The 25,147-nt window shown below is 45.2% G+C and carries 19 protein-coding genes; 13 read left to right on the forward strand and 6 right to left on the reverse strand.

Translation table 11 applies throughout. The features are described from left to right. Nucleotides 1-5 precede the first annotated feature (5 nt). Nucleotides 6-809, forward strand: coding sequence for an undecaprenyl-diphosphate phosphatase (locus L3V36_RS11005; RefSeq protein WP_004735967.1), 804 nt, complete (start codon nt 6-8; stop codon nt 807-809). 100 nt (nt 810-909) lie between these two features. Here the strand turns inward: L3V36_RS11005 and L3V36_RS11010 are convergent, their stop codons facing one another. Then, nucleotides 910-2,226: a multifunctional CCA addition/repair protein gene (locus L3V36_RS11010; RefSeq protein WP_208774786.1), complete on the reverse strand. Its 1,317-nt coding sequence runs from the start codon at nt 2,224-2,226 to the stop codon at nt 910-912. A gap of 36 nt (nt 2,227-2,262) precedes the next feature. Here L3V36_RS11010 and L3V36_RS11015 point away from each other — a divergent pair, with 36 nt between their 5' ends. Beyond that, entirely contained in the window at nt 2,263-3,933 is a 1,671-nt protein-coding gene (locus L3V36_RS11015; RefSeq protein ID WP_208774788.1) for an ExeA family protein, read from the forward strand. Continuing rightward, nucleotides 3,933-4,916 (forward strand): general secretion pathway protein GspB, encoded by a 984-nt coding sequence (locus L3V36_RS11020; RefSeq protein ID WP_102447104.1) that lies wholly within the window; start codon nt 3,933-3,935, stop codon nt 4,914-4,916. The genes L3V36_RS11015 and L3V36_RS11020 overlap by 1 nt, the downstream gene beginning before the upstream one ends. Nucleotides 4,917-5,045: 129 nt before the next feature. On the opposite strand, the gene L3V36_RS11025 is transcribed toward L3V36_RS11020, so the two are convergent. The 3 genes from L3V36_RS11025 to L3V36_RS11035 form a co-directional block, all read right to left on the reverse strand. Further along, on the reverse strand, nt 5,046-5,657 hold the full coding sequence (locus L3V36_RS11025) for a TIGR04211 family SH3 domain-containing protein (protein ID WP_004735962.1): 612 nt from the start codon (nt 5,655-5,657) through the stop codon (nt 5,046-5,048). 205 nt (nt 5,658-5,862) lie between these two features. Beyond that, complete coding sequence (locus tag L3V36_RS11030) at nt 5,863-7,125, reverse strand: inorganic phosphate transporter (RefSeq protein WP_017084749.1); 1,263 nt, start codon at nt 7,123-7,125, stop codon at nt 5,863-5,865. Nucleotides 7,126-7,253: 128 nt separating this feature from the next. Continuing rightward, entirely contained in the window at nt 7,254-7,934 is a 681-nt protein-coding gene (locus tag L3V36_RS11035) for a TIGR00153 family protein (RefSeq protein WP_004735960.1), read from the reverse strand. Nucleotides 7,935-8,141: 207 nt separating this feature from the next. Between L3V36_RS11035 and L3V36_RS11040 the strand changes: the two genes are divergently transcribed. Then, nucleotides 8,142-9,659, forward strand: a complete 1,518-nt coding sequence (locus L3V36_RS11040; protein WP_017077663.1) for an inorganic triphosphatase — start codon at nt 8,142-8,144, stop codon at nt 9,657-9,659. Between the two features lie 51 nt (nt 9,660-9,710). Here the strand turns inward: L3V36_RS11040 and L3V36_RS11045 are convergent, their stop codons facing one another. Then, nucleotides 9,711-10,460, reverse strand: a complete 750-nt coding sequence (locus tag L3V36_RS11045; protein ID WP_004735958.1) for a potassium channel family protein — start codon at nt 10,458-10,460, stop codon at nt 9,711-9,713. A gap of 97 nt (nt 10,461-10,557) precedes the next feature. On the opposite strand from L3V36_RS11045, the gene L3V36_RS11050 reads away from it, so the two are divergent. The 3 genes from L3V36_RS11050 (at nt 10,558) to hldE (ending at nt 16,469) form a co-directional block, all read left to right on the forward strand. Beyond that, nucleotides 10,558-11,814 (forward strand): methyl-accepting chemotaxis protein, encoded by a 1,257-nt coding sequence (locus L3V36_RS11050; RefSeq protein ID WP_102455863.1) that lies wholly within the window; start codon nt 10,558-10,560, stop codon nt 11,812-11,814. Between the two features lie 253 nt (nt 11,815-12,067). Beyond that, nucleotides 12,068-14,917 (forward strand): bifunctional [glutamate--ammonia ligase]-adenylyl-L-tyrosine phosphorylase/[glutamate--ammonia-ligase] adenylyltransferase, encoded by a 2,850-nt coding sequence (gene glnE / locus L3V36_RS11055; RefSeq protein WP_102462716.1) that lies wholly within the window; start codon nt 12,068-12,070, stop codon nt 14,915-14,917. A 121-nt stretch (nt 14,918-15,038) separates the two neighbouring features. Then, a complete protein-coding gene (hldE, locus tag L3V36_RS11060; RefSeq protein WP_017087492.1) occupies nt 15,039-16,469 on the forward strand; it encodes a bifunctional D-glycero-beta-D-manno-heptose-7-phosphate kinase/D-glycero-beta-D-manno-heptose 1-phosphate adenylyltransferase HldE in 1,431 nt (476 codons plus the stop codon). A gap of 129 nt (nt 16,470-16,598) precedes the next feature. On the opposite strand, the gene tolC is transcribed toward hldE, so the two are convergent. Then, a complete protein-coding gene (tolC, locus tag L3V36_RS11065; protein WP_017067235.1) occupies nt 16,599-17,909 on the reverse strand; it encodes an outer membrane channel protein TolC in 1,311 nt (436 codons plus the stop codon). A gap of 227 nt (nt 17,910-18,136) precedes the next feature. On the opposite strand from tolC, the gene nudF reads away from it, so the two are divergent. The 6 genes from nudF to parC all read left to right on the forward strand — a co-directional run bounded on the left by nudF (nt 18,137) and on the right by parC (nt 25,084). Beyond that, nucleotides 18,137-18,766, forward strand: coding sequence for an ADP-ribose diphosphatase (gene nudF / locus L3V36_RS11070; protein WP_017061425.1), 630 nt, complete (start codon nt 18,137-18,139; stop codon nt 18,764-18,766). Nucleotides 18,767-18,770: 4 nt separating this feature from the next. After that, entirely contained in the window at nt 18,771-19,211 is a 441-nt protein-coding gene (locus L3V36_RS11075; RefSeq protein ID WP_004736016.1) for a DUF1249 family protein, read from the forward strand. 59 nt (nt 19,212-19,270) lie between these two features. Beyond that, complete coding sequence (cpdA, locus tag L3V36_RS11080) at nt 19,271-20,095, forward strand: 3',5'-cyclic-AMP phosphodiesterase (RefSeq protein ID WP_102447107.1); 825 nt, start codon at nt 19,271-19,273, stop codon at nt 20,093-20,095. A gap of 1 nt (nt 20,096) precedes the next feature. Beyond that, nucleotides 20,097-20,702 (forward strand): esterase YqiA, encoded by a 606-nt coding sequence (yqiA, locus tag L3V36_RS11085; RefSeq protein WP_102447108.1) that lies wholly within the window; start codon nt 20,097-20,099, stop codon nt 20,700-20,702. Between the two features lie 239 nt (nt 20,703-20,941). After that, nucleotides 20,942-22,822, forward strand: a complete 1,881-nt coding sequence (parE, locus tag L3V36_RS11090; protein WP_017077669.1) for a DNA topoisomerase IV subunit B — start codon at nt 20,942-20,944, stop codon at nt 22,820-22,822. A 3-nt stretch (nt 22,823-22,825) separates the two neighbouring features. Beyond that, nucleotides 22,826-25,084, forward strand: a complete 2,259-nt coding sequence (gene parC / locus L3V36_RS11095) for a DNA topoisomerase IV subunit A (protein ID WP_004736005.1) — start codon at nt 22,826-22,828, stop codon at nt 25,082-25,084. Nucleotides 25,085-25,147 lie beyond the last annotated feature (63 nt).

The following is a 25,147-nucleotide window of genomic DNA, read 5'->3' on the forward strand; positions in this document are numbered from 1 at the left end:
AAGTAATGAGTTATTTTGAAGCGTTTATGTTGGCGTTGGTGCAAGGCTTTACTGAGTTTTTACCTATTTCCAGTTCTGCACACTTAATCCTTCCTTCGGCTGTTTTAGGTTGGGAAGATCAAGGCTTGGCTTTTGATGTTGCGGTCCACGTCGGTACTTTGGCCGCAGTCGTTATCTATTTCCGCAAAGAAGTGGTCTCTCTTTTGAGCGCATTCTTTGGCTCCGTGTTTAAAGGTGATCGCAGTAAAGAAGCAAAGCTCGCGTGGATGATCATTCTCGCGACGATTCCAGCGTGTATCTTTGGTTTGTTGATGAAAGATATTGTTGAGCTTTATTTGCGCAGTGCGTGGGTGATTGCGACGACAACGATTATTTTTGGTTTATTGCTATGGTGGGTGGATAAAAACTCAAGCCTGCGTGATGACGAATACCAAGCGGGTTGGAAAAAGGCGCTGTTTATTGGTCTTGCTCAAGCAATGGCGATCATCCCAGGTACGTCTCGCTCTGGCGCAACGATTACCGCAGCACTTTACCTTGGTTTCACACGTGAAGCCGCGGCTCGATTCTCTTTCCTAATGTCTATCCCAATCATCACTCTGGCGGGTGGTTACTTAGGTCTGAAGTTAGTGACCAGTGGTGACCCTATCCATGTTGGCACCTTGCTAACGGGTATCGTGGTTTCTTTCATCAGTGCTTATATCTGTATTCACTTCTTCTTGAAGCTGATCTCACGTATGGGCATGACACCGTTTGTTATCTACCGCCTGATTCTAGGTTTTGGTCTATTTGCTTTCTTGATGATGCAGTAGCACTCGACTTACGTAGACAAATGTTTCGTCCTACAGATTGAAACGGAAAAACCCGCCTAGTCGCGGGTTTTTTAATGCATGGTAATCAGCGCTATGGCGATTAACTATCAGCGAGCTCTAATAGGGCGCTCTCAATCGCGATAGCTCTGCGTTTCTCTTGTTCTTCTCGAATGTCTTTGCCTTTAAAACCATCGGCAATAATCGCTTTTACTTCGACTTGAAGTGCCGCTTGGTACGCAACTTCAAAACGCGCTTTTTGAGGATACGGCTGATCTTCTAATCCTTTTCGGCCTGCGTGATCGGCTTGGCAGCAAAGCAGTATATCGTCGAGCCTATCTGGCTTACGCCAAACATCAAACTTGTTGAGAACCTTGAGAAAGGTGGTTGGCTTTAACTCGCCTGCACGATGGATATTAGAATGCTGCTCGCACACTAATAACGCGAGGTCTCTGAATTCATTGGGCACTCTGACTCTTTCACACAGCTTCTTAATGATTTTTAAGCCTGTATGGCAATGCATTTTGTGGCTTGGCCATTCGCTTTCTGGCGTGACGCCTTTACCTAAATCATGTACTTGAGCGGCAAAACGCACGGGTAACGATGAGCTTAATCGCGCAGCTTGCTGAGCAACCATCAGAGTGTGAATACCCGTGTCGATCTCAGGGTGCCACTTTTCAGGTTGAGGTACACCAAACAGCGCGTCAATCTCAGGTAATACGACTGCCAATGCACCACACTCTTTCAATACAGAGAGGAACACTTCAGGGTGCGGCGTACTAAGAGACTTATGCCACTCTTGCCAAACTCGTTCTGCGGTAAGATGTGCCAGCTCACCAGATTGGACGATCTCACTCATCATATCCATGGTTTCTGGTGCAACCGTAAAGTTGAGATGGTGAAGTTTGGCGGCGAAGCGAGCCACACGCAGCACACGCAGAGGATCTTCAACAAAAGCGTCTGAAACGTGTCTTAAAACACGATCTGAGAGATCTTTCTGGCCGTGGTAAGGATCGTAAAGTTGGCCTTTATCATCTTGAGCAATGGCGTTGATGGTGAGATCTCGGCGCATCAGGTCTTCTTCCAAACTCACGTCTGGAGCGAAGTAACACTCGAAGCCTGTGTAACCGGAACCGGATTTTCTCTCAGTGCGAGCCAGTGCGTGCTCTTCTTTTGTCTTTGGGTGTAAGAATACGGGGAAGTCTTTGCCCACTGCAGTAAAGCCAAGGTTTTCCATCTCTTGAGGGGTACTCCCTACCACGACCCAATCTCTATCATAGCTATCAATATTGAGCAGCTTATCGCGCACCGCTCCACCGACTAGATAGCGCTGTAGCCCATTGTCTTTTGGTAGGCTATCGTATATTTGCAACTTATCACCTCGAAATGTTTTATCACTGCTGGACTTTACTGCAAGCAATGGTACTTTCCATTAATCGTAATTATAGGGCAGCACATGTATAAGGAATATTTTGGCTTCGTTGAGATGCCATTTTCGATTGTACCAAATTCTCGCTATTTGTTTTTGAGTCAGCGCCATCAAGAAGCGATGCAGAACCTACAAGCCGGTTTAGGCGAGGGTGGGGGCTTTGCGATGCTTACTGGTGAGGTAGGTACAGGAAAAACAACGGTCGCCAAAGCGATGTTGTCATCACTCGATAATCAGACTCAAGCTGGCCTTATACTCAACCCTACGTTTTCGAATACGGATTTACTGGAAGCTATCTGTGATGAGTTTGAGGTCGAGTACCCTGAACAAGCATCGTTGAAACAGCTGAGTCAGGCCATTCATTACTTCCTGCTCGATAGTCATGCTGAAGGCATTCAAACCCTATTGGTGATCGATGAAGCCCAACATCTTGCAGCTGATGTGCTGGAGCAGCTACGCCTTCTGACCAACTTAGAAACCGACAGTCGCAAGCTGTTAAAAGTACTGTTGGTCGGCCAACCGGAATTACAACAGCACTTACAAACCACTCAATTACGTCAGCTAGCACAGCGTATTACAGGTCGCTATCACCTACTGCCTCTTAATACTGAAGAAACTGGCAAGTACATCGCGTTTCGTTTGGAAACGGCGGGTGGCGAGCAGATGCTGTTTTCGAATCGTTCAATCAAGCTGATCGCCCAATATACTCATGGTATTCCAAGGCTCATTAACTTGGTGTGTGACAAAGCCCTGCAATTGGCTTTTCATGATGGTGAGCCATTACCGAACAATGAAACGGTTAACCGAGCGTGTCAGCAAGTTATGTCGTTTCAGGCCGATGTGTATCATGTCGAAAAGCCTCGATCTTCTCTCGTCGTACCTAAGTTATTCCAATACGCAGGGATTGCTACATTAAGTGTCGGCCTCGCAATGGCGACCTTTAATTTTGCTCCAAGCTATATCAATTCATGGCAGTCGGCTGAGACTTCAAGTGAAATGAAAACAGAAGTGTCTGCACAGGCTCAGCGCTCTTTGGTGGCGAATGAACCTCAGTTGGTTGCTGAGCCAAAACCTTCAAAGTTTGCTTTGCCACAAGATATTCAACAGCACTTGATACAGGGAACCAATCGTTCTCTCGCTATCAAGGACTTGTATACGCTCTGGGGGTATCAGTCTTCACTGCGTGATGGCTTGTGCTTAAGTGAGCCGCAAAGTGTCTTTGTGTGCGAGCAACAACAGTCAAATTTGGATACATTGTTAGAGCTTGGCGTACCCGTGGTCCTTAATCTGGATATCGATCAAGAGCCAGTGTTTGCTGTGCTTTATGGTGCGTCTGAGGAGTCTGTCGAGCTCCTCGTTAACGAAAAGCTCTTGGTGATGCCTAAGCGTACCTTAAAGAAAATCTGGCAAGGTGATTATGTCGCGATTTGGAAACAGCCACTCAGAGATACGCTCAAAGAGGGCTATCAAGGTGAGGCGATTGCACTGCTTGATCTGCTATTGTCTGAAGTTTTGGGTGAAGACGTATCGGGCAGTGATGTATTTGACTATGAGTTAAAAATGAAAATTGAAGCGTTTCAAATGTGGCAAGGGATGTCTGTCGATGGCATCGCTGGAAAGCGCACGCTGGCAAGATTACAAAGATTGGCTCAACTCGACTCGCCTAAGTTGATGTCACTTGATGGAGGCGCAAGTTAATGTCACGCATTATGCATGAGCTTAATCAGTCGTCTGCTAAGCAGCCGCCTCTTAACCAAGCGTCTCTTAAACAATCATCTTTTAATAGCCCCAGCTTCAAAGGCTACCAAAACCATCATGTGCCAAGTTCTGTTAAAGGGATTAGCAATAAACGAGGCTCATCGTTAGCGATGGGGCTACTCCTTATCTTGGTGCCTTCTTTGTTGGTGGGTGGTGTTCTGGCTTATCAATCGTATAACCAACAACAAAACTCGGCTAGCCAAGCTGCGTTGGTGATTCTGCCTGAATCAAAACCTCAATCAGACCTTGAGTCTCAAATTGCTGGTGCTGATATAGCCAATGTGGATGCTGTGTCAGTGGATGCAGAAGATGAAGTATTATTCGCCGTTCGCCCAGCACCAGTAAGCCAACCTTTGAAAGCACTGCCACGCCAAGAGGTGTATGCGCAGATTGGCTCTGAAAGTACGAATGTCGCTGGTGGAGCTATTGTGCCTGTGGCTAGTTCAGAGAGTAGTGCGCGAACATCAGAAGAGTCAGAGTTATCACTAGCTCAGCAAGAGGTTCAGCCAGGTGTAAGCAATGAGAATACGGCTCTGCAATCGGACAGTGATTTACTGCAAGGGCTAGATCTCAGTGAGTTACCCCCCGATTTGGCCTTAAAGCTTGAATCAATGATGGGTGAGCAACAAAGCGCACCTGAGCCAATGGACTCGCGCCCAGCAGGACAGGTAGGGTCTCAGGTCATAGAGTTAGAGTCTCACAGCAATAGTTTATCTGGGGTATTACCTAAGCTAGACCTGCAAACTCACATGTATTCGAGTAGCGAAACCAAGCGCTGGGTCAAAGTGAATGGTCAAGAAGTGGCGCAAGGGGATTGGATTGGAAGAGACATTCAGTTACTCGAAATTAAGCCGCAATCAGTGATTATCGAGTTTAATCAACAGAAAATAGAAATCCCCGCTCTGTACGAGTGGAAAGGCTAAAAGATAGATAGTCCCAAAGACTTAGAGAACAGACAAATAAAAAGGAGCACCGAGGTGCTCCTTTTTGATATTCGATACTGAATTTACTCTGTTTAGCGGAAGATAAGCCAAACAGGTAAAGTGATCAGCTTACGACCAGCCGTTTGGTGACTTTCTGCGACGAGGTATAATGTGTGGCAGGACAAGGCCAAGAAGTAGACCAATACCAGCAACACCACCACCATACATAAAGTATTTCAGTAGCAGATCATCTTTTTGAGTGTCTAGCTTAGCGCGTAGCTCACGGTTCTCTGTTTGAGAGCTCGTAAGTTGTTGGCTAATCTCGCTGTAGTTTTGCTCAAGTTCAGAAATTTGCTTGTTACGAGAGTCTAAAGAGCTCGCTAGGCCAGCTTTTTCGCTGTCAGCACTTTGACGAGCATTCGCTAGCTTGCCTTTAACGTCAGTCAGCTCTTTCTCTAGCTTAGGCATACGCAGAGCCATGCTTTCTTGAGTGCTTACAAACTTACTTTCTACCCAGCCTTTACGACCGCGGTTGTCTTGAACCTGGGTGTAACCCGTGCTCTTGTTAGTTTGTAGGTAAGTAATCTTTTCACCAGCATCAACACTACCGATGATACGGAATGTGTTGTTTGGGCCAGAATGCATATAAGTAAATAGTTTGTCAGCAATATAACGGTCTTGTGCAAAGGCAGCTGGAGCCGCAAGCATTGCGAGCAAAACTAAGCTAATCAGTTTTTTCACAGTAAATCCCTTAACGATTCAAATTGGGTAGGCGTATGAGTCAGCCTCAATGAGCAAATAATATTTAGTTTCTTTATGCGGTGCAACAAAGAAGGGAGGCAAAGCCTCCCTTTCTGTGCGTTTGAGTCAATAATGACATGGTATTTACATATCATTACCGAAGCTCACCGTTTTCTGACGCTAATATTTACTAACGTCAGGGCTGTTACATAGTAAACATAGCCTGAATTGCGTAGAAGAACACAACAGCAAGTAGAGCACCTGCAGGTAGCGTTACAATCCACGAAGCAACGATGTTACGCACAACGCCTAGGTTGAGTGCTGCGATACCACGAGCAAAACCTACACCTAAAACCGCACCAACCAATGTTTGCGTGGTTGAAATCGGAAGGCCAGTACCAGAAGCAAGTACAACCGTACATGCCGTTGCTAGTTGAGCGGCAAAGCCACGGCTAGGTGTTAGTTCTGTAATACCAGTACCCACAGTCGCCATTACTTTATGACCCATGGTAGCAAGACCAACAACGATACCAATACCACCTAATGGAAGAATCCACCATGCGATAGTGCTCTTACCTGATATTTCACCCATGTGCTCAACCGTTGAAACAACAGCAGACAGTGGACCAATCGCGTTAGCTACGTCGTTTGAACCGTGTGCGAATGCCATTGCACAAGCTGTGATAACCATAAGTACGCTGAAGATACCTTCAACGCCAGCAAAGCCATGGTCTTCTTCACGGTTAGCAAATTTCTTTTGAATGTATAAGTAACCGCCAATCATGACTAGAGCAGAAACACCAGCTGCCCATAACCAGGCTTCAGTACCGCTTAGGTGAAGACCAACGTGCTTAAGACCTTTCTTGATTGTTACAAGTGCAATGACCATTGTCGTAATGAACATGTACACAGGTACAAAACGCTTAGCGTTAAACAACGGATTTTCTGTATCGAATATCAGTCGTTGGGCACTGACAAAAATGAGATAAGCGAAGATGCCGGAAATCAACGGTGTGACAATCCAACTTCCCACAATACCTTGAACGCTGTTCCAGTCTACGGCTTCTGTACCTACAGACACACAAGCGAAACCGATGATTGCACCGATGATTGAGTGAGTCGTTGATACTGGCCAGCCCATGTATGATGCTAGAAGCAACCATGTACCAGCAGCTAGTAGCGCCGACATCATGCCGTACACAAGTACGTCAGGTTGATGAGCGAATAGAGACGTTTCGATAACACCTTTACGGATCGTGTCTGTTACTTCGCCGCCCGCAAGATAAGCACCTGCGAATTCAAAGATCATTGCGATAATGATCGCTTGTTTAACGGTTAGAGCTTTAGAGCCTACTGAAGTGCCCATTGCATTCGCAACGTCATTTGCACCAATACCAATAGCCATCAAGAAACCGAAAGCTGCTGCAACAATAATCAGGACAGTGCCGTAGTTAGCAAGGATATCCATCGTAATACCTAGTTGTTTGATAACAAGCGGAACAAATTTAGACGCAAAAAACCGCTCAGCGAGAGGAATACTCAGCGCATAAGTGGTTTGGTTAAAAAATGCTCTTCGTTATATAGTTAGCGTATGATTTAAGATCGAGAAAGCATTACTTCAAGACGAGCGCCTACACGCTGTGCTTGATCTGCAATACCACCAACCCATTCAAGAATTTTGTATAAGAACATGATGTCAACTGGATTCATATCGTCTTCAATCGCCATTAATTGTTGGCGTAATTCGATCTGCATCGCGTCCGTGTCATCTTCAATTACATCTAACTGATGAATCATTTCAGCAACGAGTGTTACTTCTCGGCCCTTAAAGCCAGTCTCAAGTAATTCGTCTAATTCATTGATTACGTTTTGTGCTTGGTTCGCTGCATCTAGACAACGTTTAACGTAAGCGATGAAGTTTTCTTGCATTGGAGCAGGAATGACAAGTTGACGACCATATACACGGCCAGCAATGTCTTTCGCTAGGTTTGCGAGTTTGTCTTGTTGAGTTAATAGCTCCAACATATCGGTGCGATCAACTGGCATAAACAAACCACGAGGAAGTTTAAGGCGAATTTCACGTTTTAGTACGTCAGCTTCTTTCTCAAGGTGAGAAATCTGAGCTCGAATTTCTGATGCTTTCTCCCAGTCACCTTTTGAAGAAACTTCAAAGAAATTAACTAGGTGAGAACAACATTCGTTCACGCATACTACGTGACGCTGCAAAGGTTTAATTGGGGACTTTGCAAATAACCCCATAATTGTATTTACTGGCATGGTCATCCAACCTAATAAATAATAACCTTAAAACAACATACACCATATTCATGGTGAAATGTTAAGCGATGGCTACAAAGTCGCGCATGTTAACCTAATCAATGTCTCATTAAAACTGTTTTAGATCATCATAAGGGCGATATTTCTGACTTGCTGAGTTTTCAAATTGGCAATATCCTGTCCCTATCTTCACAGAAAGGTATAACTATGGAAACCGAGATAGAACTGAAGTTTTTTGTTTCTCCTGATTTTTCAGAGACTTTACGCAATAAAATTGCTGAAACTAAAGTACTTCAGCACAGTTGTCGCGAGCTAGGTAACATCTACTTTGACACCCCTGACAACTGGCTACGTAAGCACGATATTGGCTTGCGTATTCGACGTTTTGATGACGTATTTGTACAAACCGTAAAGACCGCTGGTCGTGTGGTTGCTGGCTTACATCAAAGGCCTGAATACAATGCAGAACACGACAGCAATGAACCTAAGTTAGCCCTGCACCCAGAGGATATCTGGCCAGCGGGTAAAGACATCGAAACGTTGCAAGCTGAGCTGACTCCTCTGTTCTCTACCAACTTCACTCGTGAGCAGTGGTTGATTGGTATGCCAGATGGTAGCCAGGTTGAGGTTGCGTTCGACCAAGGCTTCGTTGAGTCAGGCGATCTGCAAGAACCGATTTGCGAAGTCGAATTGGAACTTAAATCGGGTCAAACGGATGCTCTATTTACATTGTCTCGTCAATTCTGCGAACAAGGTGGTATGCGTTTGGGGAATCTCAGCAAAGCTGCTAAGGGTTACCGCCTTGCTCAAGGTTATCAAGGAGATGAAGTCACTCCTTTGACCTTAGTTGATACTGACAAAAGTGATACTGTTGAATCGTGTTTCATTCAATCTTTAGAGCATGCTCTCGCTCATTGGCACTCTCACGAGCAGATTTTTACTGAGCGTCAATCTATTGAAGCGTTACATGAGATAAGTCATTCGTTAAGTTTTATTCGTCAAACCTTCACTATCTATGGTGACATTGTTCCAAGGCGCGCGAGTGCTATTTTACGCCAAGAACTTAAGTGGCTTGAGCAAGAACTTGATTGGCTAAAAAGTTATGACCACTTCGAAGATTTGCTCGAAGATAAAGGCCATGTGCTGCGTAAGCTAGATGCACGTAAGTTCTTGGTCGCTGAGCTTAAAGAGATGCAAGAGCAACTGCCAGATCGTGAAGACCTACTGACCTTATTGAGTTCTGCTCGATACACCGGTTTATTATTAGATCTTAGCCGTTGGATCTTGTCTCGTGGCTGGCAACCTTTCTTAGATGAAAAGGCACGTGAGCAAATGGCTCGTGGTATCGAATGGTTTTCCGTGCAGCAACTCGATCGCACATGGGCTGATTTGATGGAAGCTTTCCCGCCAGAGCGAGTGATGACCAGCCAAGCGTATATTGATCAGCAATACCGTTTGATGCGCAATCTGTATTCTGGCGTTGGTTTCGCGAGTTTGTATGATGACGATGAACGAAACAGCTTCCGCTTGCCATGGGCCGATATGGTGCAAGGCATTGATGACTTGCTGGCACTTAAAACGTTAGAGCCTTTGACTGAGAAATTGGAAGGCGATGAGAAGGTTCAGCTAGAGCGTTGGTTGGCTCGCCAAGAAGTGTCTATTCTGCATGCGATGGAACAGACACGCCAAATCAGTGTTGAGGTTGAGCCATACTGGCAAGACTAAACTCAATACCGGCATCAGTATAAGTATGAATTTGAAAATAGGGCTTCGGCCCTATTTTTTTGTTTGTTGCTCGAGCTTTTCTAGTCGCTCTAGTATTTTCTGTTGTTGCTCTATGATCTTTTCAAGATGCTTCTCTTTGTTTTCTGCTCGTTGATTCTCATGGTGAGTTGGGGAGGTGATCAGAGAAGTAATCAAGCCTGAAATCATACCGAAAACACCCACACCACAAATGATCACCAGAGAGGCGACTAATTTCCCTGAGTTCGTCACGGGGTAATGATCGCCGTACCCTACGGTACTGATGGTAACGAAAGCCCACCACAAAGCATCTTGGCCAGTGGTAATGTTGGCATTGGGATCTTTGTGTTCTAACAGAAGTATTGTTCCAGCTCCTATGGTTAGGAGAATAACCAGCAGCAGAATAATCGAGGCGAGCGTGGTTTCTTTGCGATTACGAAACAGCTCTCTGAAAACACGTTTACCCGAGCGGAGCACAAGAATGACACGCAGGATCTGAAAAATGCGAGCGAAACGAAGTGGTTCGATCATTGGGATGCTTGCTAAGAAATCGATCCAGTGTACTTTTAGATATTCTTTCTTATTTTGTGATCTCAATAGATCAATCGTGAGCTGAAAAAGAAAAACACTACAGATTATAAAATCGAGGCCGATAAGAACTTGTTTTGATTCTTTATCAATCGGAACGAACAATAAGCCTGAGATCACAAATAACGCTAAGAAAGAGAGAATCAGTGACAATAAGCTCATCGGCTTGGTGGCGTCTTTGGTATTATTCAACATTCATACGAGGCTCAAAATAAATCGCGAACTTTGACTGACATAGCCACCTCGCGGATATAGAAGCCATCAATATATAAGAATTAATGGAGAACTGACAATGACTAAACTGTCATTCAAGCCGTGGGAAAGGATAATCTCTGACGTTCGTCTCGTTCCAAAAATGGTCATGCTGATGATATTCAGCACTATCTTGATCATTTCGAAGCAGTTATGGGACGCAAGTACGTTTTACGATTCATTGCTTGCTGTAACCAATAATGCGCAAGTTGCACAGCAGCATTACGAGACTTACCTAGTTCAAGTGGCTTGGCAAACAGCCTTGATGATCATTGTGTTTGTGGTTCTTCTATTAGCGGCGGCGCGCGTTATGCTTCGTCAAACTCAGTACCTTAATGACGCCATTAAAATCATGGCCGATAAGAATCTATCAGTGCCGATTGAAATGGACTGTAAAGATGAATACGGCGATGTGGCACGCGAACTTGAAAAAACTCGCGTCCAACTGAACGACATGATCAAAACTCAAGTGGCTTCTTCAGACGAGTTATTTGCTCTGACAGAAGTGATGACCATTAGCATGTCAGAAACCAAAGATTCGGCTCAAGAAGAGTTCGACGAGATCGATCAGCTAGCGACAGCTATGAGTGAGATGACGTCTACCGTGCAAACTGTCGCTGAGCATGCGCAAAGTGCTTCGTCATTGACTGAGCAGGCATCAGGCCAAGCATTGACCGGTCAGAAGTTCGTTCAAGGCTCAGTGTCTAAGATGAGTGAGCTATCTTCAGATATCGCAGCATCTGCAGCAGCGGTAAACCAAGTAGAAGAACGCGTTGATTCGATTGGCAGCGTTGTGGGTACTATCCAAGGCATTTCAGAGCAAACGAACCTGTTAGCACTGAACGCAGCGATTGAAGCCGCGCGTGCAGGTGAAGCGGGACGTGGTTTTGCGGTTGTTGCCGATGAGGTTCGTAACCTTGCGCAGCGTACTCAACAAGCGACAGTTGAGATTCAAGATATGATCAGTCACCTACAAAGCAGCGCTAATTCAGCCGTAGAGTTGATGGAGAAGAGTGTTGTAGAAGCGGCTGAAGGCGTTGAACTGGTAACCAATGCTGGCTCAGAGTTGGATGGAATAGTAAGCCAAGTCAACCAAATCAATGATATGAACTTCCAGATCGCGACCGCTGCAGGCCAACAGAGCAGTGTTGCTGAAGAGATGAGTGTCAACCTAACGAATGTTCGTGAGCTTGTCGAAGCTTCTGTCGTGGTCGTTGGTGAACTGTTAGAGACTTCTCAGCTCATGGAAACCAACGCGCAAGAACTGGACGGTAAGATTAAACAATTTAAGGTTTAATCATGGGGTCTTGGTCTTTACTCCTCAGAAGTACTTCTAGTATTCGATAGCTAGGAAAGGCCCGATTCGATAAGTTAACCGATAAAACGCCCACATTGCTAATGTGGGCGTTTTTTATTGGCGTAACTTTGGTATAACTTATCCTTAGATATTAAAACGGGTTCTCAAAGCTCGTTGTTAAACTTGCCTGTTAAAACTATTTACTAAAGAACAGAACCAATTGTTCGGCGCGCAGCTTACACAAGGAAGAAACATGCCATTGCCTTCTCAACTCACCACGCATTCCCAGTCTGCTTTTGAGCAATTATTAGATCATCAAAGTGAAGCCATCAATGCTTGGCCAGAGCCAATGATTGAAGATCTTAAACGTGTACTCGGTTTAAGTTGTTTTGTTGCTGATTGCTTACAGCGTGATACGGTTTTATCCAACTCCCTACCTGATATGCTGGCATGTGAAGAGCGTGCTGAAGGGTATCGTCAGCGATTAGCCGAGTTACTTTCAAGTTGTGCCGATGAAATGAGTGGCCAGCGTGTGCTGCGTCAATTCCGTAATCGAGAAATGACCTACATTGCTTGGCGTGATTTTTTGGGTGTGTGGGAGCTAGAGCAGAGCTTAAGCCATCTATCGATGTTGGCAGAGGCGATGATCTTCGAGACCTATCAGTGGCAGTACGATATTTGCTGTAAAGAGTGGGGCACACCTTGTAATGATCTGGGTGAAGCGCAGCCGATGTTGATCATCGGTATGGGCAAGCTTGGTGGCGGTGAGCTTAATTTCTCTTCTGATATCGATCTGATTTTTACTTACCCTGAGAATGGTGAAACACAAGGTGCACGACGAAGTATCGCCAACGCCCAATTTTTCACGCGTTTAGGGCAACGGATTATCAAAGCGCTTGATCAGCAAACCTTTGATGGATTCTGTTATCGAGTAGACATGCGTCTGCGTCCATTCGGTGAGAGTGGTCCACTGGTCATGAGTTACGCTGCGCTAGAAGATTATTATCAAGAACAAGGCCGAGATTGGGAACGCTACGCGATGGTTAAGGCGCGAGTGATGGGTAGTGAAATGTACCCTGAATATCAAGAGCTTCGCCAGATGTTGCGCCCGTTTGTGTTTCGTCGTTATATCGATTTCAGTGCCATTCAATCTCTGCGTCGAATGAAGTCGATGATCAGCAGTGAAGTTCGCCGTCGTGGCCTCTCCAATAACATCAAGCTTGGTTCTGGTGGTATTCGTGAAGTTGAATTTATTGCGCAAGTTTTTCAATTGATTCGTGGCGGGCGCGAGCCTAGCCTGCGTGGTCGAGGGTTACTAGAAACGTTAAGTGCTATTGAGTCTCTCAATTTATTAGAGACCAAAGAAGTCGGTCATTTACGTGAGGCCTACCTGTTTTTACGTCGCCTTGAAAACCTATTGCAAGCGATGTCTGACAAGCAAACTCAAACCTTACCAGATGGTGAGTTCGAGCAACTGCAGCTCGCTGTCGCAATGCAATTTGCTGATTGGGATAGTTTGATTACGGCAACTCGTGTTCATATGGCGAATGTACATACTGTTTTCGAAGATCTGATTGGTGTCGATGAAGAGGACGCCAATCCAATCGCGAGTCACTTTAGTGAACTGTGGGATATGGCCCATAAACAAGACGTGATTGAGCAGGTTCTTGAGCATGATATCGCGATTGCTAACCCGCTGGAAGCGGCGAAAACCATTATCCAATTTAAAGCGGATTTAGCGAAGAAAACCCTTGGCCCACGTGGACGGGAGGTTTTAAATCGCTTGATGCCTAAAGTGTTCCAAGCGTTGTACACCGCCAAGGATGCAGAGTTTGGTTTATCTCGAGTGTTGCACCTTCTCCATAAAATAGTCACGCGCACCACTTACCTTGAGCTATTGGATGAACACCCAGCCGCGTTAACTCAGTTAGTTCGTTTATGTACTGCGAGCCCGATGATTTCGGAGCAGCTTGGCCGTTATCCTATTCTATTAGATGAACTTATTGACCCTCAGCAACTTTATAATCCCGTACCTTTAGAGTCTTACAAGACTGAGCTGCGAGATTACCTAGCTCGTATTCCTGAAGATGATATGGAGCAACAGATGGAAGGTCTGCGTCAGTTTAAGCAGACTTGTATCTTGAGGATTGCAGCCGCGGATATTGCAGGTGCTCTGCCTGTCATGAAGGTCAGTGATCACCTGACCTATTTAGCCGAAGCGATTGTTGAGGCGGGTATTAACCAAGCTTGGTTACAAGTATCGGCCAAGTTTGGTGAACCGACTCATGTAAAAGATCGTGAAGGTCGTGGTTTTGCGGTTGTCGGTTATGGCAAAGTTGGCGGCTGGGAGCTGGGGTATAACTCAGACCTTGATATTGTCTTCATGCACGACTGTCCGGTACACATCTATACTGATGGTAAGAAAGAGATTGATGGACGCCAGTTTTATCTAAGATTGGCACAGCGAATTATTCATATTTTCTCAACTAGAACCGCTTCCGGTATTTTGTATGAGGTCGATACTCGTCTGCGCCCTTCAGGTGCCTCTGGTCTATTGGTTAGTCCAACGGATGCCTTTGACGAGTATCAGCACAATGATGCGTGGACTTGGGAGCACCAAGCTCTAACTCGTGCTCGCATGATTTACGGCGATGACTTATTGGCTTCGGCATTCAACAAAACTCGCCATGAGGTTCTGTGCTTGGCTCGTGATGAGGCAACACTCAAAAAGTCCGTTGTGGATATGCGTGAAAAAATGCGCGGTCATTTAGGCGGTAAAAAAGCCGATCGGTTCATGCTGAAACAAGATGCGGGCGGTATTACTGATATTGAGTTCTTGGCGCAATATTTAGTGCTGAGATACAGCAACGAAAAACCTAAGCTCACCCGTTGGTGTGACAATGTACGAATCTTTGAAAGCTTGTTGTCACAGGGGATTATGGACGAGCAGCAAGGCATGGCATTAACCAATGTCTATACGACGTTAAGAGATGAAATCCATCATCGTAATCTACTCAACCTTGATGCGGATGTGGCGATTGAGAAGTTTGAGATGGAAAGAGAACATGTTGTTCAAGCATGGAAGCAATGGATGGAAGCTTAACCAAGTCATAACGTAGTGACTGATGTGTCTATCTTGATAGGCTTTTACTCATTTATCTATAGTTTAGCCACTGTAATCAGTGTGCTAGACTCTAGCCAGATTCGATTTTTGGAGATCCATAATGAAACCAATTCTACCTGACTACAGCCAATCAGGCGTTCTTGTTGTCGGTGACGTAATGCTTGACCGTTACTGGTATGGCCCAACTGGCCGTATTTCACCAGAAGCACCTGTACCCGTTGTGAAAGTAGAAAATAACGAAGAGCGTCCTGGTGGTGCTGCCAACGTAGCAATGAATATTGCCTCTCTTGGTGGGCATGCTCATATCGTTGGTTTGACTGGAAAAGATGAGCCTGCTGAGGTGTTAAAAAACACCCTAGGTGCACTAAAAGTTAAATGTGATTTCGTTGAGTTAGAAGACTATCCAACTATTACTAAATTGCGAGTGATGAGCCGAGGACAACAGCTAATCCGCCTTGATTTTGAAGACAAATTTGAGAACACGGATCCCGAGCTTGTTTTGTCTCGCATGGAGCAAGCGCTTCCTAATGTACGTTCGGTGATCCTATCTGATTACGCAAAAGGTGCCTTGGAGCATGTGCAAAGTTTTATTCAAAAAGCACGTGCGGCAAAGGTTCCGGTATTCATTGACCCGAAAGGCGCAGACTTTGAACGTTACCGTGGTGCGACTTTGCTTACGCCTAATATGGCTGAGTTCGAACTGGTTGCGGGCAAAGTAAAATCTGAAGAAGAAATGATCGAAAAAGGACTCGCGTTAATCGAAGAGTTTGATTTCGAGGCTTTGTTGGTAACGCGCAGCGAACATGGTATGACTTTGCTTCGCAAAGGTTTGGAGCCATTCCACTTGCCGACTCAAGCGAAAGAAGTGTATGACGTGACAGGTGCGGGTGATACGGTTATCTCGGTACTCGCGGCTTCTGTTGCTGCTGGTAAGCCATTAGATGAAGCGTGTGCATTAGCGAACGCTGCTGCAGGTGTGGTAGTTGGCAAACTTGGTACATCTACGTTGTCTACGATTGAGTTAGCGGAAGCGATTCATGGTAGCCAAGACACTGACTACGGCGTGATCTCTGAAGCGGCACTGGTTGAAGCGGTGAAACGAGCTCGTGCGAAAGGCGAGAAAGTAGTTATGACTAATGGTTGCTTTGATATTCTGCATGCCGGCCATGTTTCTTACATGAACCACGCGGCTGAGCTGGGTGATCGTTTGATCGTTGCAGTGAATACTGATGAATCAGTCAAACGTTTGAAAGGTCCTGGTCGCCCTGTGAACCCAACTGATCGTCGTATGGCGGTATTGGCTGGCTTAGGCGCGGTTGATTGGGTGGTTCCGTTTTCTGAAGATACACCTCAACGTTTGATCTCTGAGGTTCTACCTAGCATTCTAGTGAAAGGTGGTGATTATAAACCTGAAGAGATTGCTGGTGGTGAAGAAGTGATTGCGGCTGGTGGTGAAGTGAAAGTTCTTAACTTTGAAGATGGTTGCTCTACGACTGAAATCATTAAAGCGATTAAAGGTGGTCGAGGTTAACTCTTAGCCTTCTCGTTTTCTAGTCTCAAGGCTTAACCTTTGAGTTAGGCTGAGAATTAGCTTTCAATAGATAATAAAAATGCCGCTCAATGAGTGGCATTTTTGTAACGGTAACTGAGTAATTCTTAATTACTTACTTGCTACTTTTAGACCTGCGTTTACATCAACAATGTCTTGTTCGCTTAGCGTACCGACGGCTTGACGAAGCTGAAGTACACTTAGGATGTAGTTGTAACGAGCATCTGAAAGGTTTTTGTTCGCATCGTATAGACGACGAGTTGAGTCTAGTACGTCAACGATAGTACGAGTACCTACATCAAAACCTGCTTCTGTTGCTTCTAGAGCTGACTGAGCAGAAACAACAGACTGTTCGTAAGCACGTAGAGCGCCGATCGAAGCTGTGATGTTGTTGTTGAATGCACGTACGTCTTTTACAACGCTACGGTAAGTTGCTTCTAGATCTTCACTTGCAGCAACGTAGTTGTATTCTGCCTGTTTAGTCAAAGAAGTCGTGTTACCACCTGTATATAGAGGCACAACTAAGTTCAAACCTAGGTTTAGGTTGTCTTGGTCGTAATCATTTGAGCTGTTTGATTGATCTGCAAGAGAGTAGCTACCATCTAACGTTAAGCTTGGTAGGTGACCAGAACTTGCTAGTGTGATGTTGTCTTTTGCTACATCTTGAGAAATACGAGATGCTAAAAGGCTCAGGTTCTTTTGCTCTGCTTGCTCAACCAGTGCAGCAGCAGATTCAGAAGATTTGCTTGCTGAGAAACGATCAGTGTCTAGGATGCTTAGGTTAGAGTGTTCCTGACCTGTAATCTCACGTAGACCTTCGTAGTTATTAATCAGAGTGTTCTCTGCTAACACTTCGTCAGCCAATACGCCATCGTACTGAGCTTGCGCATCATGTACATCGGTGATTGCTGAAAGACCGACTTCAAAACGTTGCTTTGTTTGTTCTAGTTGACGAGCAACTGCGGCTTTCTCTGCACGAACAAATTCTAGGTTATCTTGAGCTCGAAGTACTTCAAAGTATGCCGTTGCTACACGTAGGATCAAGGCTTGTTGCTCTGCCGCGTACGCGGAATCAGATTGACGAGCAGTTTTCTCTGCCGTGTCTAGCGTGATCCATGAAGAGCGTTGGTAGAGCTCTTGAGAAAAGTAAATCCCAGCTCCCCATTGGTTATTGTCATTGTTTTTATCGCTTAAATCACCACGGTTGATATCGTAGTTAGCTCTTAAATCAATTTGTGGTAGCAAATCACTACGGCTTGACGTTACTGCTTCAAAAGCGGCATCGCGCTGCGCTGCGGAACGAAGAAGTTGTGGATCGTTCTGTTTTGCTTGGTCGTAAACTTCAGCTAGCGTATCAGCAAAAGCTGACGAACTCAGGCTGCCGATTGCTGCACTGATAAATAGTGGAAGCAGTTTTTTCATTTTCCTATTCCTGCCTTTAATGGAATTTTCTTCAAAAGAGTTTAACCCAGTTTGGTGGTAATTTACTCGAAACTTTGCACTTTTTTACAGTTAACTGTCCACTTGTGCAATATTTATTTTTTAAAACTTAACTTTAATTATAAATTTTATATAAAAAGTTGAACCTTATCCTTGGTAGTTAACTCGGACAATGAGTAAACTATAAAGATCACTTAGTGAGGTACCAAATGCAACAGTATGACAATCAACGACATGAGTTTACTCCGCAAGATGTGGAAATAGTCTCAAAAGAGACGCTGTTTCGTGGTTTTTTCAAAATGGTTAAGTACACATTTAAACATAGACTGTTTGAGGGCGGCTGGAGCCAACCAATAGAACGAGAGATGTTTGAGCGTGGACATGCTGCCGCTTTGCTACCTTATGATCCTGTGCGTGACGAAGTAGTGATCGTCGAGCAGATCCGTGTCGGTGCTCTAGAGCATGAGAACCCATGGCAATACGAAATTGTTGCTGGGATCATTGATACCGATGAATCACCACAAGATGTCGCTCGTCGTGAAGCAATGGAAGAAGCCGGAGTCGAAGTCGGATCTGTATTGCCGATTACTTCGTATTACCCTTCATCTGGCGGTTGCTCAGAAAAGCTCGACGTCTTTGTTGGCTGTGTTGATGCAACGACAGCCAAAGGGGTACACGGATTGGACTACGAAGGTGAAGACATTCGTGTGCAAGTGATGAGTCGTGAAGCGGCTTATCAGTTGGTAAAAGACGGTGTGTTTGAAAATGGCGCCACGATCATTGCGCTACAGTGGCTACAATTGAACTACCAAGAATTACAGTCAGAGTGGATAGATTAACGTCATGCCAAATATAGCAGTGAAAAAACCGTATCATGTTGATCTTGCTGAATTGATGCGAGTTTACGAGACTAACTATGCCAAACTTAACGCTCTGTTACCTGTTGGGCATGAGGTTGGTGACGTTCGCTGTTACCAAGCCGTTAATATGGTGTATCAATTGACAGTGAATGAGGTCACAAAATACACCACTTTAATAGATATATGTCAGAGTGACGCGATGCCAGTGTTTCCTTTGCCAAAAATGTCTGTCAGGCTATATCACGACGCTCGAGTTGCAGAAGTGTGCGCTAGCGGGGATTTTTCGCGAGTCAAAGCGAAATATGACTACCCCAACACTAAGCTTTTGCAAAAGGACGAGAAATTTCAATTGAATAAATTTCTTGGGGAATGGTTAACGTTTTGTTTAAAAACGGGTATCAGTCGAACCCCAATTACCTTTTAATTGAACCTATTTAACAACACTTTTAAAGTCTAAACAGTAACGTATCTGGATTTGTTATTTTGGAATTATCACACACTTCAAAATTTGATGAGAGCACTATTAAGCTTGTGCAGCTAACGGACACGCATTTATTTGCGCCGAGCAATGGCAGCTTATTAAGCATCAACACTCAAGATAGCTTTCGTGCTGTAGTCGATGGCATTGTTAGTCAGGGCTTTGACTATCAAGCGATTCTAGCAACTGGTGATATCTCTCAAGATCACAGTGCTGAGTCGTACCAGAAATTTGAGTCAGGGATAGAGCCTTTGGAAAAGCCATGTTACTGGCTACCCGGGAATCATGACTTCAAGCCTAATATGGGCAGTGTTTTACCATCACCACAAATACAGTGTGTTGAGCATGTCTTGCTAGGCGATAACTGGCAGATGGTTATGCTGGACTCGCAAGTGGTGGGTGTACCTCACGGGCGCCTTAGTGATCAACAGCTTGATCTACTAGAACAAAAGCTGACTGAATTCCCTAAGCGTAACACCTTGGTTTTGCTGCACCACCACCCTTTACTGGTCGGTAGTGCGTGGCTTGATCAACATAACCTGAAAGATGCTGAGCAGTTTTGGGATGTGGTTCAACAGCACACCAATGTGAAAGCGATACTTTGTGGTCACGTTCATCAAGATATGAATCGCAATCATCATGGTGTACAAGTCATGGCAACCCCATCGACTTGTGTTCAATTCAAACCAAACTCGAACGACTTTGCGGTTGATACTTTATCTCCAGGCTGGCGAGAGATTGAATTGCACCAAGATGGAACGGTAACTACGCAGGTTCGCCGTTTGCCTAGTGGGCAGTTTTCGCCAGACTTTGATGCAGGTGGTTACTAATATGCCGGACCTTAATCAGCAAACCGTTAAACCATCGCTGCTTCTCTATATTCACGGTTTTAACAGTTCGTCACGTTCTCATAAAGCGAACGTAATGTCTGATTACTGTGCGAAGCATCGCGCTGATATTAAAGTCGTAACGCCTCAACTACCGAGCTTCCCTCTGCAAGCAGCTCTGCATTTACAGCAGCTGGTGGAGCAATATAAAGATCAATATCAGATCGCGTTAGTCGGTAGTTCATTGGGTGGCTATCTTTCAACATGGTTAAATAGTCATTATGGTTTCAAGGCGGTGGTTGTAAACCCAGCCGTGAAGCCGTATGAGCTTCTGGCTGATTATTTAGGTGAGCAAGTAAACCCATACACAGATGAACGATATGTACTGGAAACAAAGCATATCGATGAACTGAAGGCGTTAGAGGTTCCGGCTATCGCTAAGCCGAGTGACTTCTGGTTACTTCAGCAAACGGAAGACGAAGTTCTGGATTACCGACAAGCGGTAGAGAAGTACCAAGGTGCGACACAGACAGTAGAAGAGGGCGGGGATCATAGCTTTGTTGATTTTGAACGTTACCCACAACAAATCGTCACTTTTCTAAACCTCTAATCTGTTTCATCAACAGAGTGATTTTCTCTTGTTTGCCTGTTATTTCATCTATCAATGGTGAAATATCATAGTTTGATGTCTTAGTTTTTGAACTAGCTTGACATCATTACTCAGCTTCCAGACTATATTCCCCAATACTTCGCTCGTTCGCTCTACTATGAAGGTTCATAGTAATGATTCTGCTTTAGTGAAACTAGAGCCAGCGAACAGACGCAAACTTTTTGAGTAAACTCCGTATTATGACTGAACAATATAATGCAAAAGACCTCGAGGTACTTGAAGGTCTCGATCCCGTGCGACACCGCCCGGGAATGTATACAGAGACAGAAAGACCAAACCACCTTGCCCAAGAAGTCATTGATAACTCGGTCGATGAAGCACTAGCGGGACACGCTAAGAAAATTAAAGTTGTGCTTCATGCTGACCAATCGTTAGAAGTTACCGATGACGGCCGTGGTATGCCGGTTGATATCCACCCTGAAAAAGGCATCTCGGGTGTTGAGCTGATTTTAACTAAGCTCCACTCAGGCGGTAAATTTTCAAACAACAACTATAAGTTTTCAGGTGGTTTGCACGGGGTAGGTATCTCGGTGGTAAACGCGCTGTCAAAACGCGTTGAAGTAACGGTTCGTCGTGACGGTCAGGTACATGAAATCGCCCTTGAGGGTGGTCATGCCGTAACCGACCTTACGGTTACGGGGACTTGTGGTCATCGCAATACCGGTACTACCGTGCATTTCTGGCCAGATCCAAAATACTTCGATAGCTCTAAGTTCTCTGTTTTACGCCTTATTAATAACCTGCGAGCTAAAGCCGTACTTTGCCCTGGTTTAGAAATCACCTTTATCGACAAGGTTGGCGGTGAAGAACATAAATGGTTCTATGAAGACGGTCTAAAAGATTACCTTGCCGAAGGCGTGAAAGGTTACACCTTACTGCCTGAAGAACCTTATGTTGGCGAATTCGTTGCTGAAACGGAAATGGCGAACTGGGCGATCATTTGGCAGCCAGAAGGCGGTGATATGATCACCGAGAGTTACGTGAACTTAGTACCAACTAAGCAAGGTGGTACACACGTAAACGGTCTTCGCCAAGGTCTGCTTGATGCGATGCGTGAGTTCTGTGAATTCCGTAACCTGTTGCCTCGTGGCGTTAAGCTAACGGGTGATGACATCTTTGACCGTTGTTCTTACGTTCTATCGGTGAAGATGCAAGATCCACAATTTGCAGGTCAAACAAAAGAGCGCTTATCTTCTCGTCAAACTGCTGCGTTTGTTTCTGGTGTAGTGAAGGATGCTTTCAGCTTGTGGCTGAATGAAAAGCCTCAACTAGCAGAATTACTTGCAGAAGCTTGTATTGCTAACGCACATCGTCGTATGCGCGCAAGCAAAAAGGTTGTACGTAAAAAGATTGCTTCTGGTCCAGCACTGCCGGGTAAGCTAACCGACTGTTCGGTTCAAGATTTAAGCCGTACCGAAATCTTCTTCGTGGAAGGGGACTCGGCGGGTGGTTCTGCTAAACAAGCACGTGATCGTGAGTTCCAAGCGGTTATGCCACTTCGCGGTAAGATCCTAAATACGTGGGAAGTGTCAGCAGACCAAGTATTGGCTTCACAAGAAGTACATGATATTTCAGTTGCTCTGGGTATCGACCCTGATAACGATGATTTGTCAGGCCTGCGTTACGGTAAGATCTGTATCCTTGCCGATGCGGACTCGGATGGTCTTCATATCGCGACACTGCTATGTGCACTATTTACTCGCCATTTCCATGCTTTGGTTGAAGCGGGTCATATCTATGTGGCAATGCCTCCTCTGTATCGTATCGATTGCGGTAAAGAAGTGTTCTACGCACTCGATGACTCAGAGAAAGATGGTGTGCTTGAGCGACTATCGCAGAAGAAAGCCAAAATCAACGTGCAACGATTTAAAGGTTTGGGTGAAATGAACCCACTTCAGTTACGCGAAACCACTATGGATCCAAATACTCGTCGTCTTGTCCAATTAACGATTGATGACAACGACGCGACCAACGAGATGATGGACATGCTGCTTGGTAAGAAACGTGCAGATGATCGCCGTACATGGCTACAGACTAACGGTGATATGGCCGAGGTATAATGGATGTCTAACGAAATTACATATGATGGCGTTGAACAGTTGCCAATGCGCAAGTTCACCGAAGATGCCTACTTAAATTACTCAATGTACGTGATCATGGATCGTGCATTGCCATATATCGGTGATGGCTTGAAGCCAGTACAGCGTCGTATTATCTATGCGATGTCTGAGCTAGGCCTATCCGCTGCATCAAAATATAAAAAATCAGCTCGTACGGTTGGTGACGTTCTAGGTAAGTATCACCCACACGGTGACTCTGCTTGTTACGAAGCGATGGTACTGATGGCGCAACCCTTCTCTTACCGCTACCCATTGGTGGATGGTCAAGGTAACTGGGGTGCTCCGGATGACCCGAAATCGTTCGCTGCGATGCGTTATACCGAAGCAAAACTGTCGAAGTTTGCGGAAGTCCTGCTTGGTGAATTAGGTCAGGGAACCGTTGATTGGCAACCCAACTTTGATGGCACGATGAAAGAGCCTCAGATGTTGCCAGCACGCCTTCCTCATATCTTACTTAACGGCATTACAGGTATTGCGGTTGGTATGGCGACCGACATCCCGCCTCACAATGTACGTGAAGTGGCGAACGCGGCGATTCATTTGATTGATACGCCGAAAGCTGAACTTCCAGATGTGATGGGTTTCATTCAAGGCCCAGATTACCCGACAGAAGCTGAAATTATTTCGCCGAAGTCGGATATCGAAAAGATCTACCGTACAGGCCGTGGCAGCATCAAGATGCGCGCGGTATGGCACAAGGAAGGCTCTGATATCGTTATCACGTCTTTACCTCATCAAGTGTCAGGTGCGAAGTTACTTGAGCAAATCGCTAACCAGATGCGAGCTAAGAAGCTGCCTATGGTTGACGATCTGCGTGATGAATCAGATCACGAGAACCCAACGCGTATCGTCGTGGTTCCTCGTTCAAATCGTATCGACTGTGACCAACTGATGAGTCACTTATTCGCGTCGACGGATTTAGAGAAAAACTTCCGCGTTAACTTGAACATGATTGGTTTAGATAACCGTCCTCAAGTTAAAGGCTTAGTTCAAATCCTGAAAGAGTGGATTGAGTTCCGTCGTACGACCGTTCGTCGTCGTTTGCAGTACCGTTTAGATAAAGTACTGGCACGTTTGCATATCTTAGAAGGCTTACTTGCCGCTTATCTAAATATTGATGAAGTGATTGAAATCATTAGAACAGAAGACGAACCATGTCCTGTTTTGATGAACCGTTTCAACATTTCTGAAATTCAAGCCAATGCGATACTCGATATTAAACTTCGTAACTTAGCTAAGTTAGAAGAATTTAAAATTCGAGCTGAGCAAGAAGAGCTTGAAGCTGAACGTGAAAAGCTTGAAAAGCTATTAGGTTCAGAGCGTCGCTTGAATACCCTGATCAAAAAAGAAATCCAAGCAGATGCAGATAAATACGGCGATGATCGTCGCTCACCGTTGATTGAACGTGCTGAAGCAAAAGCGTTGACTGAGCGTGATTTAGTTCCAAGTGAGCCAATTACTGTCGTGCTTTCTGAAAAAGGTTGGATTCGTCATGCTAAAGGGCATGAAGTTGACGCTGAAGGCTTGAACTACAAATCAGGTGATAAATTCTTAGCAAGCACTAAGGGTAAGAGTAACCAACAAGCGGTGTTCCTCGGCAGTGATGGCCGAAGCTACTCCCTTGAATCTCACTCACTGCCATCGGCGCGAAGCCAAGGTGAGCCAATTACAGGCCGCTTGAACGTCAGCCCTGGTACTTCTATTCGCCAAGTGGTGATGGGAGAGAATGAACAGCTATGGTTAGTCGGTTCTGATGCGGGTTATGGCTTTGTTTGTAAAGGTAGTGATCTGCTGTCTAAGAACAAGAGCGGTAAAGCGTTGGTTAACTTGCCACAAGCTTCTGAAGTGATGTTGCCAAGCCCGATTGCTGACTTGGACTCTAACCAGATTCTGGCGATTACTAACCAAGGTCGTATGTTGTTGTTCCCGATTAAAGACCTACCTCAGTTGAGCAAAGGTAAGGGTAACAAGATCATCAACATTCCTTCTGCGAAAGCAAAAGAGCGTGAAGAGTTTGTCTCGCATCTAATGGCTATCCCAGAGAATGCGACGCTGACAATCTATGCGGGTAAACGCAAACTTGGCTTGAAACCTGCGGATCTTGAAAATTTCCGTGGTGAACGTGGTCGTCGTGGTGGTTTACTACCTAGAGGACTACAACGAGTGACGCGCATTGATATCGATGAACCTAGCGACGCTTAGCTATGACGCTTAGCTATGACGCTTAGTTATGATACTTAGTTATATAACTAGTTTTCATTGAGC

Source organism: Vibrio sp. G-C-1 (assembly GCF_021728015.1).
GTDB lineage: Bacteria > Pseudomonadota > Gammaproteobacteria > Enterobacterales > Vibrionaceae > Vibrio > Vibrio splendidus.

What these genes read in the sequence shown, in the direction of transcription:
- L3V36_RS11005 (WP_004735967.1), top strand. Translation starts at nt 6, where the DNA reads ATGAGTTATTTTGAAGCGTTTATGTTGGCGTTGGTGCAAGGCTTTACT.
- L3V36_RS11015 (WP_208774788.1), top strand. Translation starts at nt 2,263, where the DNA reads ATGTATAAGGAATATTTTGGCTTCGTTGAGATGCCATTTTCGATTGTA.
- L3V36_RS11020 (WP_102447104.1), top strand. Translation starts at nt 3,933, where the DNA reads ATGTCACGCATTATGCATGAGCTTAATCAGTCGTCTGCTAAGCAGCCG.
- L3V36_RS11030 (WP_017084749.1), bottom strand. Translation starts at nt 7,125, where the DNA reads ATGGATATCCTTGCTAACTACGGCACTGTCCTGATTATTGTTGCAGCA.
- L3V36_RS11035 (WP_004735960.1), bottom strand. Translation starts at nt 7,934, where the DNA reads ATGCCAGTAAATACAATTATGGGGTTATTTGCAAAGTCCCCAATTAAA.
- L3V36_RS11040 (WP_017077663.1), top strand. Translation starts at nt 8,142, where the DNA reads ATGGAAACCGAGATAGAACTGAAGTTTTTTGTTTCTCCTGATTTTTCA.
- L3V36_RS11045 (WP_004735958.1), bottom strand. Translation starts at nt 10,460, where the DNA reads ATGTTGAATAATACCAAAGACGCCACCAAGCCGATGAGCTTATTGTCA.
- L3V36_RS11050 (WP_102455863.1), top strand. Translation starts at nt 10,558, where the DNA reads ATGACTAAACTGTCATTCAAGCCGTGGGAAAGGATAATCTCTGACGTT.
- glnE (WP_102462716.1), top strand. Translation starts at nt 12,068, where the DNA reads ATGCCATTGCCTTCTCAACTCACCACGCATTCCCAGTCTGCTTTTGAG.
- hldE (WP_017087492.1), top strand. Translation starts at nt 15,039, where the DNA reads ATGAAACCAATTCTACCTGACTACAGCCAATCAGGCGTTCTTGTTGTC.
- tolC (WP_017067235.1), bottom strand. Translation starts at nt 17,909, where the DNA reads ATGAAAAAACTGCTTCCACTATTTATCAGTGCAGCAATCGGCAGCCTG.
- nudF (WP_017061425.1), top strand. Translation starts at nt 18,137, where the DNA reads ATGCAACAGTATGACAATCAACGACATGAGTTTACTCCGCAAGATGTG.
- L3V36_RS11075 (WP_004736016.1), top strand. Translation starts at nt 18,771, where the DNA reads ATGCCAAATATAGCAGTGAAAAAACCGTATCATGTTGATCTTGCTGAA.
- yqiA (WP_102447108.1), top strand. Translation starts at nt 20,097, where the DNA reads ATGCCGGACCTTAATCAGCAAACCGTTAAACCATCGCTGCTTCTCTAT.
- parE (WP_017077669.1), top strand. Translation starts at nt 20,942, where the DNA reads ATGACTGAACAATATAATGCAAAAGACCTCGAGGTACTTGAAGGTCTC.
- parC (WP_004736005.1), top strand. Translation starts at nt 22,826, where the DNA reads ATGTCTAACGAAATTACATATGATGGCGTTGAACAGTTGCCAATGCGC.